The organism is Dongia sp. P2_B8 (assembly GCF_056404715.1).
On record NZ_JBFUDM010000002.1, the window covers coordinates 315,142 to 330,990 of the forward strand.

Annotated in this window: 20 protein-coding genes and 1 tRNA gene; 9 read left to right on the forward strand and 12 right to left on the reverse strand. The window is 61.7% G+C overall.

The window, feature by feature from the left end; genetic code table 11:
- Nucleotides 1-56: 56 nt before the first annotated feature.
- The gene (locus AC1DWZ_RS06325) at nucleotides 57-575 is read right to left on the reverse strand and encodes a methylated-DNA--[protein]-cysteine S-methyltransferase (protein WP_477168024.1); all 519 of its coding nucleotides are present in this window, start codon (nucleotides 573-575) and stop codon (nucleotides 57-59) included.
- Nucleotides 572-1,612: a uroporphyrinogen decarboxylase gene (gene hemE / locus AC1DWZ_RS06330; protein ID WP_477168025.1), complete on the reverse strand. Its 1,041-nt coding sequence runs from the start codon at nucleotides 1,610-1,612 to the stop codon at nucleotides 572-574. Before hemE ends, AC1DWZ_RS06325 begins: the two co-directional genes overlap by 4 nt.
- Nucleotides 1,613-2,148: 536 nt before the next feature.
- Between hemE and AC1DWZ_RS06335 the strand changes: the two genes are divergently transcribed.
- The 4 genes from AC1DWZ_RS06335 (at nucleotide 2,149) to AC1DWZ_RS06350 (ending at nucleotide 5,440) form a co-directional block, all read left to right on the forward strand.
- Nucleotides 2,149-3,063, forward strand: coding sequence for a pyruvate, water dikinase regulatory protein (locus tag AC1DWZ_RS06335; RefSeq protein WP_477168026.1), 915 nt, complete (start codon nucleotides 2,149-2,151; stop codon nucleotides 3,061-3,063).
- Between the two features lie 5 nt (nucleotides 3,064-3,068).
- On the forward strand, nucleotides 3,069-3,677 hold the full coding sequence (locus tag AC1DWZ_RS06340) for a Maf family protein (protein WP_477168027.1): 609 nt from the start codon (nucleotides 3,069-3,071) through the stop codon (nucleotides 3,675-3,677).
- Nucleotides 3,674-4,531, forward strand: coding sequence for a shikimate dehydrogenase (locus AC1DWZ_RS06345; protein WP_477168028.1), 858 nt, complete (start codon nucleotides 3,674-3,676; stop codon nucleotides 4,529-4,531). The genes AC1DWZ_RS06340 and AC1DWZ_RS06345 overlap by 4 nt, the downstream gene beginning before the upstream one ends.
- Before the next feature lie 186 nt (nucleotides 4,532-4,717).
- On the forward strand, nucleotides 4,718-5,440 hold the full coding sequence (locus AC1DWZ_RS06350) for an oxygen-binding di-iron domain-containing protein (RefSeq protein ID WP_477168029.1): 723 nt from the start codon (nucleotides 4,718-4,720) through the stop codon (nucleotides 5,438-5,440).
- 62 nt (nucleotides 5,441-5,502) lie between these two features.
- Here the strand turns inward: AC1DWZ_RS06350 and AC1DWZ_RS06355 are convergent, their stop codons facing one another.
- Nucleotides 5,503-5,967, reverse strand: coding sequence for a hypothetical protein (locus AC1DWZ_RS06355; protein WP_477168030.1), 465 nt, complete (start codon nucleotides 5,965-5,967; stop codon nucleotides 5,503-5,505).
- A 413-nt stretch (nucleotides 5,968-6,380) separates the two neighbouring features.
- On the opposite strand from AC1DWZ_RS06355, the gene lepA reads away from it, so the two are divergent.
- Complete coding sequence (gene lepA, locus AC1DWZ_RS06360) at nucleotides 6,381-8,180, forward strand: translation elongation factor 4 (RefSeq protein ID WP_477168031.1); 1,800 nt, start codon at nucleotides 6,381-6,383, stop codon at nucleotides 8,178-8,180.
- A 12-nt stretch (nucleotides 8,181-8,192) separates the two neighbouring features.
- Here the strand turns inward: lepA and AC1DWZ_RS06365 are convergent, their stop codons facing one another.
- Nucleotides 8,193-8,486: a hypothetical protein gene (locus AC1DWZ_RS06365; protein ID WP_477168032.1), complete on the reverse strand. Its 294-nt coding sequence runs from the start codon at nucleotides 8,484-8,486 to the stop codon at nucleotides 8,193-8,195.
- A gap of 272 nt (nucleotides 8,487-8,758) precedes the next feature.
- Between AC1DWZ_RS06365 and AC1DWZ_RS06370 the strand changes: the two genes are divergently transcribed.
- Nucleotides 8,759-8,848 (forward strand) — tRNA-Ser (locus AC1DWZ_RS06370).
- 43 nt (nucleotides 8,849-8,891) lie between these two features.
- On the opposite strand, the gene AC1DWZ_RS06375 is transcribed toward AC1DWZ_RS06370, so the two are convergent.
- From AC1DWZ_RS06375 to AC1DWZ_RS06395, 5 genes are all read right to left on the reverse strand, one after another.
- Entirely contained in the window at nucleotides 8,892-9,488 is a 597-nt protein-coding gene (locus tag AC1DWZ_RS06375; protein ID WP_477168033.1) for a hypothetical protein, read from the reverse strand.
- Nucleotides 9,489-9,628: 140 nt separating this feature from the next.
- The gene (locus tag AC1DWZ_RS06380) at nucleotides 9,629-9,925 is read right to left on the reverse strand and encodes a hypothetical protein (protein ID WP_477168034.1); all 297 of its coding nucleotides are present in this window, start codon (nucleotides 9,923-9,925) and stop codon (nucleotides 9,629-9,631) included.
- Nucleotides 9,926-10,047: 122 nt separating this feature from the next.
- The gene (locus AC1DWZ_RS06385) at nucleotides 10,048-10,269 is read right to left on the reverse strand and encodes a hypothetical protein (protein WP_477168035.1); all 222 of its coding nucleotides are present in this window, start codon (nucleotides 10,267-10,269) and stop codon (nucleotides 10,048-10,050) included.
- Between the two features lie 63 nt (nucleotides 10,270-10,332).
- Entirely contained in the window at nucleotides 10,333-10,743 is a 411-nt protein-coding gene (locus tag AC1DWZ_RS06390) for an SRPBCC family protein (protein WP_477168036.1), read from the reverse strand.
- Nucleotides 10,740-11,063, reverse strand: a complete 324-nt coding sequence (locus tag AC1DWZ_RS06395; RefSeq protein WP_477168037.1) for an ArsR/SmtB family transcription factor — start codon at nucleotides 11,061-11,063, stop codon at nucleotides 10,740-10,742. Before AC1DWZ_RS06395 ends, AC1DWZ_RS06390 begins: the two co-directional genes overlap by 4 nt.
- 209 nt (nucleotides 11,064-11,272) lie before the next feature.
- Between AC1DWZ_RS06395 and AC1DWZ_RS06400 the strand changes: the two genes are divergently transcribed.
- The gene (locus AC1DWZ_RS06400) at nucleotides 11,273-11,782 is read left to right on the forward strand and encodes a PAS domain-containing protein (protein ID WP_477168038.1); all 510 of its coding nucleotides are present in this window, start codon (nucleotides 11,273-11,275) and stop codon (nucleotides 11,780-11,782) included.
- Here AC1DWZ_RS06400 and AC1DWZ_RS06405 read toward each other — a convergent pair.
- From AC1DWZ_RS06405 to AC1DWZ_RS06415, 3 genes are all read right to left on the reverse strand, one after another.
- Nucleotides 11,749-12,447, reverse strand: coding sequence for a hypothetical protein (locus AC1DWZ_RS06405; protein WP_477168039.1), 699 nt, complete (start codon nucleotides 12,445-12,447; stop codon nucleotides 11,749-11,751). The genes AC1DWZ_RS06400 and AC1DWZ_RS06405 overlap by 34 nt on opposite strands.
- Nucleotide 12,448: 1 nt before the next feature.
- Nucleotides 12,449-13,018, reverse strand: coding sequence for a DUF2239 family protein (locus AC1DWZ_RS06410; RefSeq protein WP_477168040.1), 570 nt, complete (start codon nucleotides 13,016-13,018; stop codon nucleotides 12,449-12,451).
- A gap of 84 nt (nucleotides 13,019-13,102) precedes the next feature.
- Nucleotides 13,103-14,101, reverse strand: coding sequence for an aldo/keto reductase (locus AC1DWZ_RS06415; RefSeq protein ID WP_477168041.1), 999 nt, complete (start codon nucleotides 14,099-14,101; stop codon nucleotides 13,103-13,105).
- 131 nt (nucleotides 14,102-14,232) lie between these two features.
- Between AC1DWZ_RS06415 and AC1DWZ_RS06420 the strand changes: the two genes are divergently transcribed.
- Both AC1DWZ_RS06420 and msrB read left to right on the forward strand, forming a co-directional pair.
- A complete protein-coding gene (locus tag AC1DWZ_RS06420; RefSeq protein ID WP_477168042.1) occupies nucleotides 14,233-15,132 on the forward strand; it encodes a LysR family transcriptional regulator in 900 nt (299 codons plus the stop codon).
- A 234-nt stretch (nucleotides 15,133-15,366) separates the two neighbouring features.
- Nucleotides 15,367-15,786, forward strand: coding sequence for a peptide-methionine (R)-S-oxide reductase MsrB (gene msrB, locus AC1DWZ_RS06425; protein WP_477168043.1), 420 nt, complete (start codon nucleotides 15,367-15,369; stop codon nucleotides 15,784-15,786).
- Nucleotides 15,787-15,849 lie beyond the last annotated feature (63 nt).

Sequence of the window (15,849 nt, forward strand, 5' to 3'; positions counted from 1 at the left end):
GTCGGAGACGGCCGCGTCAAGCGAGGGAAAATCACGGCGGAATAAGGTTTTCTTACCTAAAACAGCCGTCCTTGGCCCTTTTCCAGGTCGAGGAGGAAGCGTTTCGCGGTGAGGCCGAGATCACTGCTATAGCCGCCGAGTGCCGCTGCCCCGATCACCCGGTGGCAGGGAATGACGATGGCGATCGGGTTCTGCCCGCAGGCCGTCCCGACGGCCCGGGCATCGGTGTAATCGTGTCTGCCCATCAGGGTCGCCAGATCGCCATAGCGCCGTGTCTCGCCAAAGGGGATGCGCAACAGCATGTCCCATACGGTGCGTGCAAACTCCGTCCCCGGATAAGAGAGCGGCAAATCGAATTTGGTGAGCTTGCCCTCGAGATAGGCCTCGACCTGGCGCTTGGCTTCTTCCGCCAAAGGCGACGTCACGACGACCTTGGGCTCGATCTTGCGCCAGTAAAGCTGGGTGATGGCCTGCTCGTCGCAGCGGATCTCGATCCAGCCGATCCTGGCACGCAGCACCGCACCCACGGGAATACCGGTGCCGGGCTTTTCATCGATATTTGCTTCAGCCGTCACCGGCGCCAGGCCTGGACCAGGTTGACCAGGGCACCGACATGTTCGGGCGGCGTCTCCGGCACGATGCCATGGCCCAGGTTGAAGATAAATGGACCTTGCCCCAGCGTATCCAGGATCTTCGTTGCAGCATCCTGCATGGCATGACCACCGGCCACCAGCAACTGCGGATCGAGATTGCCCTGCAAGGCCAGGCGACCCTGCAATTGGGTAAAGGCCCAATCCAGCGGCACGCCGGAATCGAGACTAAGCCCATGCATGAAGCTGGAGCGGGCAAAATCGAGGTAGCCCGCACCGCAGGCGCGCGGGAAGACGATCACCGGAACTTCCGGATGGGCCATCCTGACCCGGTCGACGATCGCCTTCATCGGCGCCAGGCTCCAGCGGAGCAGGCTGGCATGATCGAGTGCACCGGCCCAGCTGTCGAACAGTTGCAGCACTTCGGCGCCAGCCTCGATCTGGGCAATCAGATAGGATGCCGTCGCTTCAACCAGCAGGTTGGTCAGGCGCTGGAAGCTTTCCGGACGCTGATAGGCCCAGGCCTTGGTCCGGGCATAGTCGCGGGACGACCCACCCTCGATCATGTAGCTCGCCACGGTCCAGGGAGCCCCGGCAAAGCCGATGAGTGCCGTCTCCGGGGGCAAGGTCGCCCTGATGCCGGCAACGGCGCTATAGACCGGCCGCAGCTTGCTATGGAACTGATCCATCGCCAGTCGGCCAAGATCGGCATCGTCCTTCAGCGCATCGAGAAGCGGACCGCGTCCTTCTTCAAAACGCAGATCCATCCCCAGCGCATGCGGCACCACCAGGATGTCGGAAAAGAGGATCGCGGCATCAAAACCAAAACGGCGGATCGGCTGCAGCGTCACCTCAACGGCAAAGTCCGGATTATAGCAAAGATCGAGGAACGAACCTGCCTTGGCGCGCAAAGCACGGTATTCGGGCAGATAGCGGCCGGCCTGGCGCATCAGCCAGATGGGTGGCCTTGCCAGGGTCTCGCCTTTCAGCGCCCTTACCAGCAGTTTGTCGGCAGTCTTCATGATCAAATCCGTTCGTTCCCAACAGCCCTCTTCCTACATCTCTAAAAGATAAGACTCTAGGTAGAAGATGATGATGTGCGGTGAATCAGGAGAATCCCCGCTGTTAGCAATCCCTCCCGGAAGCGCTGGGGGTAAGACCTTTAGCATGGCCAAAGCCAGATCACCCATGCATCGGGGTAAATGTGTGCGTAGCTTGCCTCCTACCGCCATGCCCGGGCTTGACCTGGGCATCCACAGTCTCAACTGCCACAGCGGATCCCCGGGTCTTCGCCTGGGGATGACGTCGAAAGCATAAGGATCGCAGGGAAACAGGTGGATAACGGGGATGAATTCGAGCCTGGCGCCCATCCACCTTATCCCCATGATTCAGATCCTGCCCGGGCCACCCTTGTCAGCCGGGAAAAGCAGTGTCATGACATTATGGGTTAGGTGGATGGATTGGCGAAGGGTCGCTTATCCACAACATCCAGGCCGGTTATCAACTGCTCAGCTGTGGGCAACTGGCTGTGGGCAAGGCATCAGCGGGTAAACGAGTCATGGCGAACAACAATGCAGCCAGTGGCAATGCTTCGGGGGGAAGCGCGCCGGGGACCGCCGCAGGGCAGCTGCACATCCATCTCGTCTCCGACGCGACCGGCGAGACGCTGAACAGCATCACCCGCGCCTGCCTGGTGCAGTTCGAGCGCGCCCATCCCATCGAGCATCATTGGACCCTCATCCGCACCACCGGCCAGATGGACAAGGTGCTGGCGGGAATCGAGGCACATCCCGGCCTCGTTCTCTTCACCGTGGTCAATGACCGGCTGCGCCAGCACCTCCTCAATGGCTGCCGCACCCTGGGTGTCAAAATTGTCTCGGTCCTCGATCCTATCATGGGCGCGCTTACCGATCATTTCGGCCAGGCAGCGCGTGGCCAGTCCGGGCGGCAGCATGCCTTGGATGCCGAATATTTCGACCGCATCGCCGCCATGGATTTCGCCCTCACCCATGATGACGGGCAGTCCGCGCGCTCCTACGAGGATGCTGACGTCATTCTGCTGGGTGTCAGCCGGTCCTCGAAGACACCGACCTGCATCTATCTCGCCAATCGCGGCATCAAGGCAGCCAACGTACCGCTGGTGCCGGGCTGTCCGCTGCCGCCGGAACTCTTTCAGGTCCGGAAGCCGCTCATCATCGGCCTCACCAAGGATGTGAATTCCCTGGTGCAGATCCGCCGCAACCGCCTGCTGATGATCGCCAAGGACGAAGAATCGGACTATGTCGATCCGCAATCGGTGCGCGATGAAATCGCCCAGGCCCGCAGGCTCTGTTCCGAACATGGCTGGGACATGATCGACGTGACGCGCCGCTCGATCGAAGAAACGGCCGCCACCATCATCCAGATGCTCTCGGAACATCGCGACCGCGCGGTCGATGCCGCCAGCGCTGCCGAAACACCAGCGGAAGCCTGACCTTCATGGTGGCTCTCGTTCTGGCCTCCGGCAGCGTCGCCCGCGCGAAGATGCTGCGCGATGCCGGCGTCGAGATTGACATCATATTGCCGCGCGTCGATGAGGACGAGATCAAGGCCAGCTACCGCGCCGAAGGTGCCGGTGTCGAGGATACCGCCATTGCGCTCGCGGAAATGAAGGCGCTCGCCATCAGCCGCAAGATCATGGCTGCCGATCAAGGGCGCTATGTGCTGGGTGCCGACCAGATGCTGGATTGCAGCGGCACCTGGTTCGACAAGCCTGCCGACCTCGCCGCAGCGCGGGCACAGCTCGAAGCCCTGCGCGGACGCAGACACCATCTGATCAGCGCTGCCGTCCTGGTCAAGGACGGCGTCCGGATCTGGCACCATGTCGACCGTGCCGAACTGGTGATGCGCGATGTGAGCGATGCCTATCTTGATGAATATCTGGCGCTGGTGGGTGCCGACGTGCTGGGCAGTGTCGGCGCCTATCATCTTGAAGGCCTGGGCGCACAGCTCTTCTCCCGCGTGCGTGGCGATTTTTTCACCGTGCTGGGCCTCCCTTTGCTGCCGGTCTTGGCGATCCTGCGCCACCATGGCATGTTGAAATCATGAGCCTCGATCATCCCAAAACCCTTACGGGCAAGACCATGGTGGCCGGCGTGTTCGGCTGGCCGATCAACCATTCCAGGTCGCCGCGCCTCCATGGCTTCTGGCTGGCGAAGTATGGCATCGACGGTGCCTATCTGCCGTTCTCGACCAGGCCGGAAAATCTCGTCGAGGGTATCCGCGCCCTGCCGAAGCTGGGCTTCCGCGGCGGCAACATCACGCTGCCGCACAAGGAACGCGCCCTCTCCGCGGTCGATGAACTGACCGACGTCGCGCGCCGCATCGGTGCCGTGAACACGCTCATCGTGCGCGACGATGGCAGCATCCTCGGCGATAACACCGACGGCTATGGTTTCCTGCAGCATCTCCAGACCAGCGCGCCCGCATGGCGGGCCGATGCGGGTCCTGCCGTCGTGCTCGGCTCCGGCGGTGCCGCGCGTGCCATCATCGTGGCATTGCTTGATGCCGGCGTGCCGAAACTCATCCTCACCAACCGCACCGCCTCCCGCGCCGAGAATCTTGCGCGCGAGTTGGGCGGCAAGATCGAGGTGATAGGCTGGGATGACCGGGCGACGGCGCTGAAAGATGCGGGCCTGCTGGTCAACACGACGCAGCTCGGGCAAGCCGGCCAATCGCCGCTCGATCTCGACCTCAAGCATCTGCCGACCACGGCCGTGGTGGATGACATTGTCTATGTGCCGCTCGAAACCAACCTCCTGGCATCAGCCCGCGCGCGCGGCAACAAAGTGGTTGACGGCATCGGCATGCTCCTCCACCAGGCCCGCCCCGGCTTCAAAGCCTGGTTCGGTGTGGCGCCGGAGGTAGATGTAGCGCTGAGGGAGTTTGTGCTGGCGAGCTGAGGGCTTCTCCCTCTCCCTTCAGGGGGAGGGCCGGGGKGGGGGCTGCGTTCAGTTTAGCTCCCGGGCAATTGTCGCCCATGCCCCCACCCTATCCCTCCCCCTAAAGGGAGAGGGAATATAGTGTGCCTCGGTTTGGCCGATCGTCGGGAGCTGCTCGACCGACTTGATTTTGCGAAAGGATTGATCATGGAAACGAAGATCGCCGAAATCGCGGACGGAATTTACCGGCTCTCGACCCATGTGGCAGATATTGCACCACCGGCCGGCTTCACCTTCAACCAGTTCCTCATCACCGGCGACGAGCCGCTGCTGTTTCATACGGGACCACGGCGCATGTTTCCGCTGGTACAGGCGGCTGTTGCCAAGTTGATCCCGCCGGAAAGCTTGCGCTGGATCACCTTCGGTCATGTCGAAGCTGATGAGTGCGGCGCCATGAACGAGTGGCTCCGCATTGCCCCCAGATCCGAGATCGCCCATGGCGGCACGGCCTGCATGGTGTCGTTGAATGACCTTGCCGACCGGCCGCCGCAGATGCTGGCGGACAATCAGATCATCGATGTTGGGCAAGGAAGGCGCCTGCGCTATCTCGACACGCCGCATGTGCCCCATGGCTGGGAAGCCGGCCTCTTCTATGAAGAGGGGAGCGGCACCTTGCTCTGTGGCGATCTCTTCACCCAGCTCGGCGACCGGCCGGCACTCGTCTCGGACGACGTCGTCGGCCCTGCCATCGCGGCCGAGGATATGTTCAAGGCATCAAGCCTGCATCCCACGATGGGCGCCACCATCCGGCGCCTGGCCGATCTGCAGCCCAAGCGCCTCGGCCTGATGCACGGACCAAGCTATGAAGGCGATGGTGCCGCAGCATTGCGGGCGTTGGCGGCGGATTACGATCGGCGCCTGGCCCATTGATCAATACGAGAGAGTCGAAGAACGCGGGCCGCCGTCATTTCACCGGCGGCCCGCTTGGTTTCTTACGGTTGGATCAGGATCTGCTTTTTGTTCATGGCGCCATTCAATTTCCCGGGCTTCACTTGGCCCGGCTGCACCTGCCCAACATTCTGCTGGCCGATGTTGATCTTGCCCGGATTGACCTGCACGGGCTTCACGCCGGGATTCTGTACGAAGATCGGCTTCTGCGTGACGATGACCGGGTCGCTGGGATTGATGACCGGCTTCTTCTCAACCAGGATCGGCACCTTGTTCGGGTCGATGCTGGGTTTGGGCTGCGGTTGCAGCTTGCCGACTAGGTCGGGATTGAGTTGAAGGCCGCCGCCATTGCTCTGGTCCTGGGGATCAGGCTGCGGCTGGGGTTGCGGGTTCTGCTGCGGTGGATTGTTGGCGCTGTTCATGTTGCCGCCACCATTCTGGGCGACGCAGCCGGACATCAGCAGGGCGAGGCCGAGAATGGTGGCACCGCTCAACAGGGATTTCTTCATGGCACGAACTCCTTGGGGCAGGTGGCCGGGCGAAAGCCCCAGCCTTCATTGCCTTGGTCGGGCCATTGCTCAGGATCGTTCGCGTCAAATGCCTCAAAGGGTGATGACCGGCACGCTGTTAATCCCCGGAAAATTCAATAAAATGCTCGGTATTTGGCGTGCGCCAAATGGGGTCTATTTTGCTTCGTCATCCCTGGGCTTGACCCGGGGATCAGCCAGCAACTGACGAACAACGTGCCCGGTCGCATCTGATCCCCGGGTCAAGCCCGGGGATGACGGCTGAGCAAACATAACCACCAGGACTGGCTGTCGTACTTTAAGTGTTTGTCACGAATAGCTTTTTCGCCGGTTGATTATACCTCGCCCCACCCCTATCTTGCGCCGCGACAGAACCCCCCATAAATCGTGGCCAAATGACCGATCTCGCGCATATCCGCAATTTCTCCATCGTTGCCCATATCGATCACGGTAAATCGACCCTCGCCGACCGGCTGATCCAGGCCTGCGGTGGTCTCACCGACCGTGAGATGACCGAGCAGGTGCTCGACAATATGGACATCGAGAAAGAGCGCGGCATCACCATCAAGGCCCAGACCGTGCGCCTGATGTACAAGGCCGACAATGGCGAGACCTATCAGCTCAATCTCATGGACACGCCGGGCCATGTCGATTTCGCCTATGAAGTCTCGCGTTGCCTTGCTGCCTGCGAAGGGTCGCTGCTGGTGGTCGACGCCTCACAGGGTGTGGAAGCGCAGACGCTGGCTAACGTCTATCAGGCAATCGATCATCATCATGAGATCGTGCCGATCTTGAACAAGATCGATCTGCCGGCCGCGGAACCCGCGCGCATCAAGCAGCAGATTGAGGATGTGATCGGCATCGATGCCTCGGACGCCGTCGAGATTTCCGCAAAGACCGGCCTCAACATCAAGGGCGTGTTGGAAGCCATCGTCACCAGATTGCCACCACCCAAGGGTGACCGCGACAAGCCCTTGAAGGCGATGCTGATCGACAGCTGGTACGATCCCTATCTTGGCGTCGTCATTCTGCTGCGCGTCATCGACGGCGTGGTGAAGGTGAAGACCGTGGCCCGCATGATGGCCGCCAACGCCGCCTATGAAATCGACCGGGTCGGTTGCTTCACGCCGAAGCAGACCATGACCGGCGAGCTTGGGCCGGGTGAAGTGGGCTTCATCACCGCCGGCATCAAGGCGGTCGCGGATTGCCGGATCGGAGACACCATCACCGACGACAAGAAACCCTGCGCCGAAGCGCTGCCGGGTTTCAGCCCGTCGATCCCCGTGGTGTTCTGCGGCCTCTTTCCCATTGATGCTGCCGATTTCGAAACGCTGCGCGACAGCATGGGGCGCCTGCGCCTCAATGATGCGAGCTTCCAGTATGAGATGGAAACATCGGCAGCGCTCGGCTTCGGCTTCCGCTGCGGCTTCTTAGGTCTGCTGCATCTCGAGATCATCCAGGAGCGGCTGGAGCGCGAGTTCAACCTCGACCTCATCACCACGGCGCCCTCAGTGGTCTACAAGATCCACATGCAGAATGGCGATTTGATCGAGCTGCACAATCCGGCGGACTTCCCGGATATCGTGAAGATCGAGAAGATCGAAGAGCCTTGGATCAAGGCCACCATCATGGTGCCTGACGAATATCTGGGCTCGATCCTGAAGCTGTGCCAGGAACGCCGCGGCACCCAGATCGACCTCACCTACGCCGGCAGCCGCGCCATGGTGGTCTACCGCTTGCCATTGAACGAAGTGGTGTTCGATTTCTATGACCGCCTGAAATCGATCAGCCGCGGTTATGCGAGCTTCGACTATCACCTCGATGGCTATGAGGAGAGCGATCTCGTCAAGCTCAACATCCTGGTCAACAACGATCCCGTCGATGCGCTCTCCTGCATCGTGCACAAAAGCCAGGCCGAAAGCCGTGGCCGCGTGCTGTGCGAGAAGCTGAAGGATCTCATCCCACGGCAGCTGTTCAAGATCGCCATCCAGGCCGCGATCGGCGCCAAGGTCATTGCCCGCGAGACGGTGAGTGCGATGCGCAAGGACGTCACCGCCAAATGTTATGGCGGCGACATCAGCCGTAAGCGGAAGCTCCTCGACAAGCAGAAAGAGGGCAAGAAGAAGATGCGCCAGTACGGCAATGTCGAGATCCCGCAATCGGCCTTCATCGCGGCCCTCAAGATCCACGAATAGCTGGGGCGTCGCCTAATCGTCGAGGCGCTTGCCGACGATGAACAGGATGACGCCGATCACCAGGCAGGGCGCCCAGACCGGCAGCATCAGGATCGGCAGCAGGACATGCTGCCACAGCACCAGGGAAATGCTGCCCTCGATCAGCCTTTGCGTGGCCTGCAGGCTGGCGGGCGCCATCATGCTCCACAGATAGCCCAGCGCCATGCCGTTCCAGCTCGGGGACAGCAGGCGCTCCATGACATCCAGCACCAGCGTGAGGATGCCGGCGGCCATAAATACCAGGGCGGTGATCCGAACGGGGTTCATGGCCTGTTTTATGACATGGGTGCCCGTGACCGGTCGAGCCATGTTGCGGCAAAATAGCGTCGGGCCGGGTCGGATTTGAGCGGTAACAGCGCTATTCCCGTCCTTTTGCGGCGTCCGGGCAGGGTACCGCACTCCCTGGCTGATTTTGGGACTGCGATCTTCTATTGCCTTCAGAATGGCCCTTCGCTAGGTTCCCGCCCGCGCAAGCCCCCCAGATTAGGGAATGGCCGGGCGCGGCAGCTGGCCCCCGCGCTGGGGCCGTCAAGACATCCGGAGGGATGGCCGAGTGGTTTAAGGCACACGCTTGGAAAGCGTGCATAGGGTAAAACCTATCGTGGGTTCGAATCCCACTCTCTCCGCCACGCCTCACGCCCTAACGGGCTTCGGGCCCCCAATAGATCACCTTCAAGGATTGATCGCGGGAAAATCCTCGTTGGCGATGAGCTTTGCTTCTGCCAGCACGGCATCGTCACTGGCCAGCCTGCCGATTGGCCGGCACAGGTCCACCAGGGTCCGTGAACCATTGGCATTCTTGGTATTGGCGCTGACGCAAACGCGGGTCACGTCACTGTCGACACTTTCAAAGCGCACGACCCGGCCCGTTCCCACCACGCCGGTGAGCTGCACCGGTAGATCGCGGGTCACGACACGGAAATCCTTGTCCCAGCTAAGGTCGGAGGCTTCGATCGGCTTCAAGCCTTCGTCCCAGCCGAAATAGCGATAGACCATAATCATGCCCTTCAGATCCGACGTCGCCCCGCGTGGGCTGAGGCTCGTCGATCCGAAAGATTCGACATAGCCACCCTGGGGGCCATAGCGCGTTTCGCAATTGGTCCGATCGGGATGTGCCGCCAGCTCCGCTGCCAGGGCGGTGCCCGCATCGATGAAGGGCAAACAATCCAGTGCTTCTGTGCTGTCGACCCGGTGTGTTGCTGCGTTCTGGGCGCAGCCTGAAGCGAGCAAGGCGAAGGTTGCAACCAGGAGGGAGATGGAAGGGCGCATAGTGCTCCGGCAAGATTGTTGCAGCAAAGAATGCTGCGATTGGCCGGGCACAATAGGGGGCGTCATTATGGATGTAAACGGCCCCAACCCGCCCCTTGGACCATTACGACAAGGCTCCGCCGCTGCATAGGCCGGCGCGGTTATGCATCCGTGTCGGGTGCTGTGGCTGAGCGGTGATGGCCGACCTCGATCGTGCTGGGCGTGTCGCCCCGCCGGCTTCTTTCGAGAGCTTCTTGTATGGCCTTGTACTGCGACGCGTTTGCCTCGTCGCTGCCGGCGGGTTCGCGCCGCACTGACAGCGCCTTGCCGGGGACAACGATGATCTTGCCCGTCTCCGGCTCGATTTCGATCCGGGATACGTCGAACCCGGCGGCCCTCACCGCCTTAATCGCCCGCGTCAGGTCCGACTGCTTGAAGCTGAGCTTTCCCTTGGTCATCGGCTCTTCCTCTTATTGTGCGATCAGCTGCCGCGATCAAAACCGAGTGCAACAGGTTTAGTTGCCTCCCCGCATGCCTCCCCGTCAATCTTCTTGCTCTCCTGGAAACTTGGCTACTGCATTCACTCCAGTGCGCCGGCGCGTCGCCCACGGTGCCACTTGGCGGCATAGGGCAGCACGAACATGTAAAGACCGCTGAACAGGAGCAGGAAGAGCGGGATCAGCGGCGCATAGACCACCCAGGGGGAAGACTCTCCCAATCCCATGGCGACGAAGTTGGCGATGACGGTGATTGTAAAGACGATGGACAGCCAGCGATGGGCCTGCCGAACCCATATATTCATAGCCAATGGGACCTCCTTATGACGATGTGCTGAAGCGGGTTGGACGGATTGTGCCGGCGGATGTCAATCCGCCTGCCCCAATAGCTGCTCCAGGGCCGCGAAGAATCGCGGCCATCCGCCCTTGGCACCCTGGTAGGCCTGCTGCTGATCCGGCCGGAAGCCCGACTGGTTCATGCGCAGGCGGGTCCCCGCGCCCGCAGGGGTGAGGGTCCAGGTGACGATACTCTCGAGACCATGGGCTTCCCATGTGTAAGACAGTGTCTTGTTCGGCTCGACCACCAGCACCCGGCAATCAACACTGCCCCAGTCCGCGCGCAGGTCGAAACGGTGGCCCACGACAGGCATGAAGTTGTTCTTCATGAGCCACTCTTCGATCAGGTGCGGTTGGGTGAGCGCGCGCCAGATCTTTTCCGGCGGATGTGGGATCTCCCGTTCGACAATGACGGAGAGCGTTTCGGTCGATTTATCGATCATTGGTCCATCCTTTTCAGCAGATCCTCGAGGTCGTCGAACCGGTCTTGCCAGAACCCCGTCATCTGGCTTGTCCAGTCGATCAGCGGGGCCAGGGCACCGGGCCGCGCGCTGTAATGCGTTTGGCGGCCCTCGTGGCGGTCGAGCACCAGCCCGGCCTGCTTCAGGACGCCAAGATGCTTGGAGACAGCCGGCTGCGAGACCCCTGCTTGTACGGTCAGGGCCGTGACCGACTGCTCTCCTTCACGGCACAGCCGCTCGAAGATGGCCCGCCGCGTGGGATCGGCGAGCGTTTTGAAGAGCATTTCGTGGGTATGGGGCATCGGGACATATAACTCTCTGGCTATGGGTCTAATCCATAACTGGAGAGTTATATGTGAGTCAATCGAGAATTTCGGGTACCGCCGCGATCGCTGTCATGATCGGCATCTCGTGCACGCGCAGCACCTCTCTCGCCGGCGGCGCGTGCAACCGAAGCTTGACTTGCACATCCGCCATGCCTGCAATGATCCTCGATCAATCGGGATCAAGCATGACCGACAGCAGATACGATCCAGAGGGTGCGACACCCTACCCACGCATGACGTCGATCGATTTTCTCCGCCGTTGCTCCGCTCCTGTGGCGTCGTTCTACCGCCATTGGGACGGCAAGCGGCAGGGACGCAAAATGCCGTCGCGTGCCGATTTCGATCCCATCGAGATGAAGGAGTGGCTGTCCGGCATCATTCTGGTCGACGTGGAGCATAATCCGAGGAGGCTCACCTATCGCCTGGTCGGCTCCCGCTCAGTGGCACTGCGCCAGAGCGATGTGACAGGCAAGACCGTCGAGGAAGGCTATCACGGGCTGACCCTCGCCGAGGTTCTCGAAAACTATCGGCTGGTGGTGGATGAGCAGGTGCTGGTCTATGACTATGACGCGACCAATTCCAGAAGCGGCCTGATGCGCGATTCCGAAACGCTGATGCTCCCGCTCTCCAGCGACGGTGTCACCGTCGACAAGGTCATCGTCTATCTCGAGATCGAAGAATCGCCGATGAGCTGAATGACATCTGGCATGTGATCCGGTCCGTGACCGGTTGCAGCTGCCGCGACGACGATCTCGCCCTGCCATGCCGGCAGGTTTGCCGCATAAATTCTGACGTCGGCCAGAAAGGCTGCGCGTTGCGCCGGTTGGATGGCGTCGAGCATCAGCACGACATAGATGATGCGGCGGCTATTGGAATCAGGCGAAAACGCATCGATCTGCATCCGCGCATCGGTCAGGCGCGTGGCCAGCTTCTTCCAGAAGGTCGCGCGCATGGAGGCAATGATGGTCTTGACCTCGCACAGCACCCGCTTCGCGCCGTCCCTGGCCTGGAGATCTGGCATCTTCGTCATGCCGGCTGGCAGGAACATGACCTCCGTGCAGCCAAGGTCGACCAGGTAGCGATAGGCCTTGGCCTCGTTCAGGATGTCGAAGGCTTGCTGCCAGCCATGCTGTGGCGCCGCTTGCGCAAACCTGCCGGCGACCAGCGTTTTGAGATGTGACCAGGCCAAGGCATCGAGACCGGCAAGATCAGCTTCGATCGCTTCGAATCGCCGAAGCCTGAGCGGATCCACGGCAATGGCCGCTTCGAAATCCCGCACATACGCACGACGGCGGTTCGGCTTCGCTGGACTGTCGAGCAGTTCATGGAGCCGCGGCAGATCTGCCCGTGTGGCTCGCATGCTATGCGACGAAGCCAAGCTTGCGCGCATGGTCGCGGATGTCGGTGGGCCAGCTTTCGGTGAGGGTTTCGAACGTCGTCCGGTCATCGGCATAAAGGGCGCGGATCGCGTCTTCGAAATCGGGGAAGTTGCCGGCCATCGCCGACATGAAATGATAGGCGGCATCCTGCGCCGCGCGCCGCCGCTGCCGGTCGCTGCCTTTGCCGCGTGCATCCTCGACCAGTTTTCGCAAGGCGACCGAGGCGCCGCCCGGCTGGCTGCCCAGCCAATCCCAATGGCGCGGCAAGAGCGTCACCTCACGCGCAACAACGCCGAGCTTCGGGCGGCCGCGGCCGCGTGGTTCGGTGTCGGCCATTGAGGGCACGGCATAGCGCGCCGCGACTTCCGCATCGGCGCCGCGTGTGTCGAGGTCGATGGCGCGGCCGGTGCTGTCGTCATAGATGAGGATCGGCGTGACGGCGTCATCGGCCAGCGCGTGTTTGACCATGACCGCGATCTTCGCCAGCGCGCCGGCCGCAAGGCGGCGCTGTCCGGCGAAGACCGTATAGGTGGGGGTGGCAATCTCGCTCATGTCGGGACCTTCAAATCAGATGGTCCCCAATATATACCCGGGTAAAATTACGCCGTCAATATTACCCGGGTATATTTCTGGCGTTTAATGCCGCTCGCTGTCGAGATGTGCCATCAGGGCTTCGGCATAGCGCATGCCGGCGGCAGCATCCTTGGGGACCGCCCGGTCGATGGCGGCGAGATCGGCTGGCGTCAGGGTCACATCAAGGGCGCCCAGCGATTCCTTGAGCTGGTCGCGGCGGCGCGATCCCACCAGCGGGACAATATCGGTACCTTGCGCCAACACCCAGGCGATGGCGATCTGCGCGACACTCGCCCCCTTGGCTGCCGCAATCCCACGCAACGCCTCGACCAGCGCCAGGTTGCGATCGATATTCCCGTCCTGGAAGCGCGGGCTATGAGCGCGGAAATCGCCATGGCCGGTGACCGCACCCTTCTTCCAATGGCCGCTGATGAGGCCACGCGACAGCACGCCATAGGCGGTGATGGCGATGCCAAGATCGCGGCAGGTTTTGAGGATCCCATCCTCGATCCCGCGCGAGATCAGCGAATACTCGATCTGCAGGTCGGCGATGGGATGCACCTTGGCCGCGCGCCGGATGGTATCGGAGCCGACCTCAGAAAGCCCGATATGGCGCACATAACCGGCCTTCACCATGTCGGCGATGGCGCCGATCGTCTCCTCGATCGGCACATTGGGATCGAGCCGTGCTGGGCGGTAGATATCGATGTAATCGACGCCCAGCCGGTTGAGTGTGTAGGCGAGGAAGGTCTTCATCGCCGCGGGCCGCGTGTCCATGCCGATCCAGCTGCCTGCCGGATCGCGAAGCGCTCCGAACTTCACACTGAGGATCGCCTTGTCGCGCTTGGTTCCGGCCTTGAGCGCTTCGCCGATCAGCAGCTCGTTATGGCCCATGCCGTAGAAATCGCCGGTATCAAGCAAGGTGATGCCCGCATCGAGGGCGGCATCGATGGTGGCCAGGCTCTCGGCACGCTCGGACGGGCCATACATGCCCGACATGCTCATGCACCCCAGGCCCAGGGCCGGGACGGTCAAGCTGGTACCCAATTTACGCTGCTGCATCGCTTCAAATCTCCTGGCCGGCGACCTGTAACGGGGCCGGCATGCTGCGGTTCCAATGCTCAAAATATGGGGATGAGCTCTTCGTTCGATAATCCTGTATAATCTGAACAGCTTGTACGGGATTTTGCACAATGAACCAACCAGACCTTGCCGATCTCGGTGCCTTTGCTGCTGTAGCCGATGCCCGCTCCTTTCGCCAGGCTGCGAAAATGCGCGGTGTCTCGGCCTCGTCGCTGAGCGCTGCCTTGGCCAGGCTGGAATCGAGGCTGGGCGTCCGCCTCCTCAACCGCACCACGCGCAGCGTCACCGTGACCGAGGCCGGGCAGCGCCTGCTCGACCGGTTGGCGCCGGCCCTGGGCGAGGTCGTGGCGGCCCTCGACGCGGTCAATGACTTCCGCGACACGCCCACCGGCACCTTGCGCCTCAATGTCCCCATCATCGTCGCCCGCTATATCCTGCCCTCGATCGTCCCCCGCTTTCTCAGCGCCTATCCCGGCATCACGCTCGAGGTTGCTGCCAATGACCGGTTCATCGACGTGCTGGCGGCAGGCTTCGATGCCGGCATCCGCTATGACGAGGCGCTGGAGCGCGACATGATCCGTGTGCCGCTGGGGCCCAGGGTGCAGCGTTTCATTCTCGCGGCAGCACCGGCCTATCTTGCAACTCATGGCAGGCCGGTTCATCCCCAGGAAATCCTGGCCCATCCGTGCATCCGTCACCGTTTTGAAAGCGGGGCAATGCCGCAATGGGAATTCGAGCGGAACGGCGAGACCATCCATGTCAACCCAACCGGCTCGCTCATCACCAACGCCGTCGAGCTTGGACTGGCTGCCGCCCTCGACGGGCGCGGCCTTGTCTATGCGTTCGAGGAAATGCTGGCGCCCCATCTCGCCAGCGGCGCGCTTGAAGCCCTCATGCCGGATTGGACCATCAGCTTCTCCGGCCCGTTCCTCTATTACCAAAGCCGCCAGCACATGCCGGCCCCCTTGCGCGCCTTCGTCGATTTCGTGAAGGCAGATCCCGCCCGCTAGAACCGCCGATTTGGCGCCCGCGCCCAGCTGTGACCCACATCACAGACGGCTTCCCAGCACAGGGATAAGGTCCCTCACATGAAGCGGGGCTCACCCAACCGTCCCCATCTCCGCTTCAGATCGCGGGCGCCCGATGCCATCCCCATAGGGCGCCCGCAGCTATTTTGGACTTCCCCATCAGCTTGCTTTCCGCTCGCTCCAGCACCATCTTGGTGACCAGAAGGAGCCCTGCCGATGAAAGCCGCAACCCAGCAGACTTTTCCCGTGACCCGCACCGATGCCGAATGGCGCCAGCGCCTGACGCCGGAGCAGTATCAGGTGATGCGCGGCCATGGCACCGAGCGGCCGGGCTCCTGCGCCCTCAATTATGAAAAGCGCCATGGCCATTTCACCTGTGCGGGCTGCGATCAGAAACTGTTCATCTCCGGCAGCAAATTCGAAAGCGGCACCGGCTGGCCGAGTTTCAACGATCCGGTCCCGGGTTCGACCGAAACCACCGTCGACCGCAGCCATTTCATGACCCGTACCGAAGTGCATTGCGCCACCTGCGGCAGCCATCTTGGCCATGTCTTCGAAGACGGCCCGCCACCCACCTATCTTCGCTATTGCATCAACGGCGTCGCCATGAACTTCACGCCGGATGAGGCCGAATAGGCGGCGCGGCGTAAGAATACGGCCCTAAGCCCATTTTGTGACGCCGGTCATGACGAGATCGCC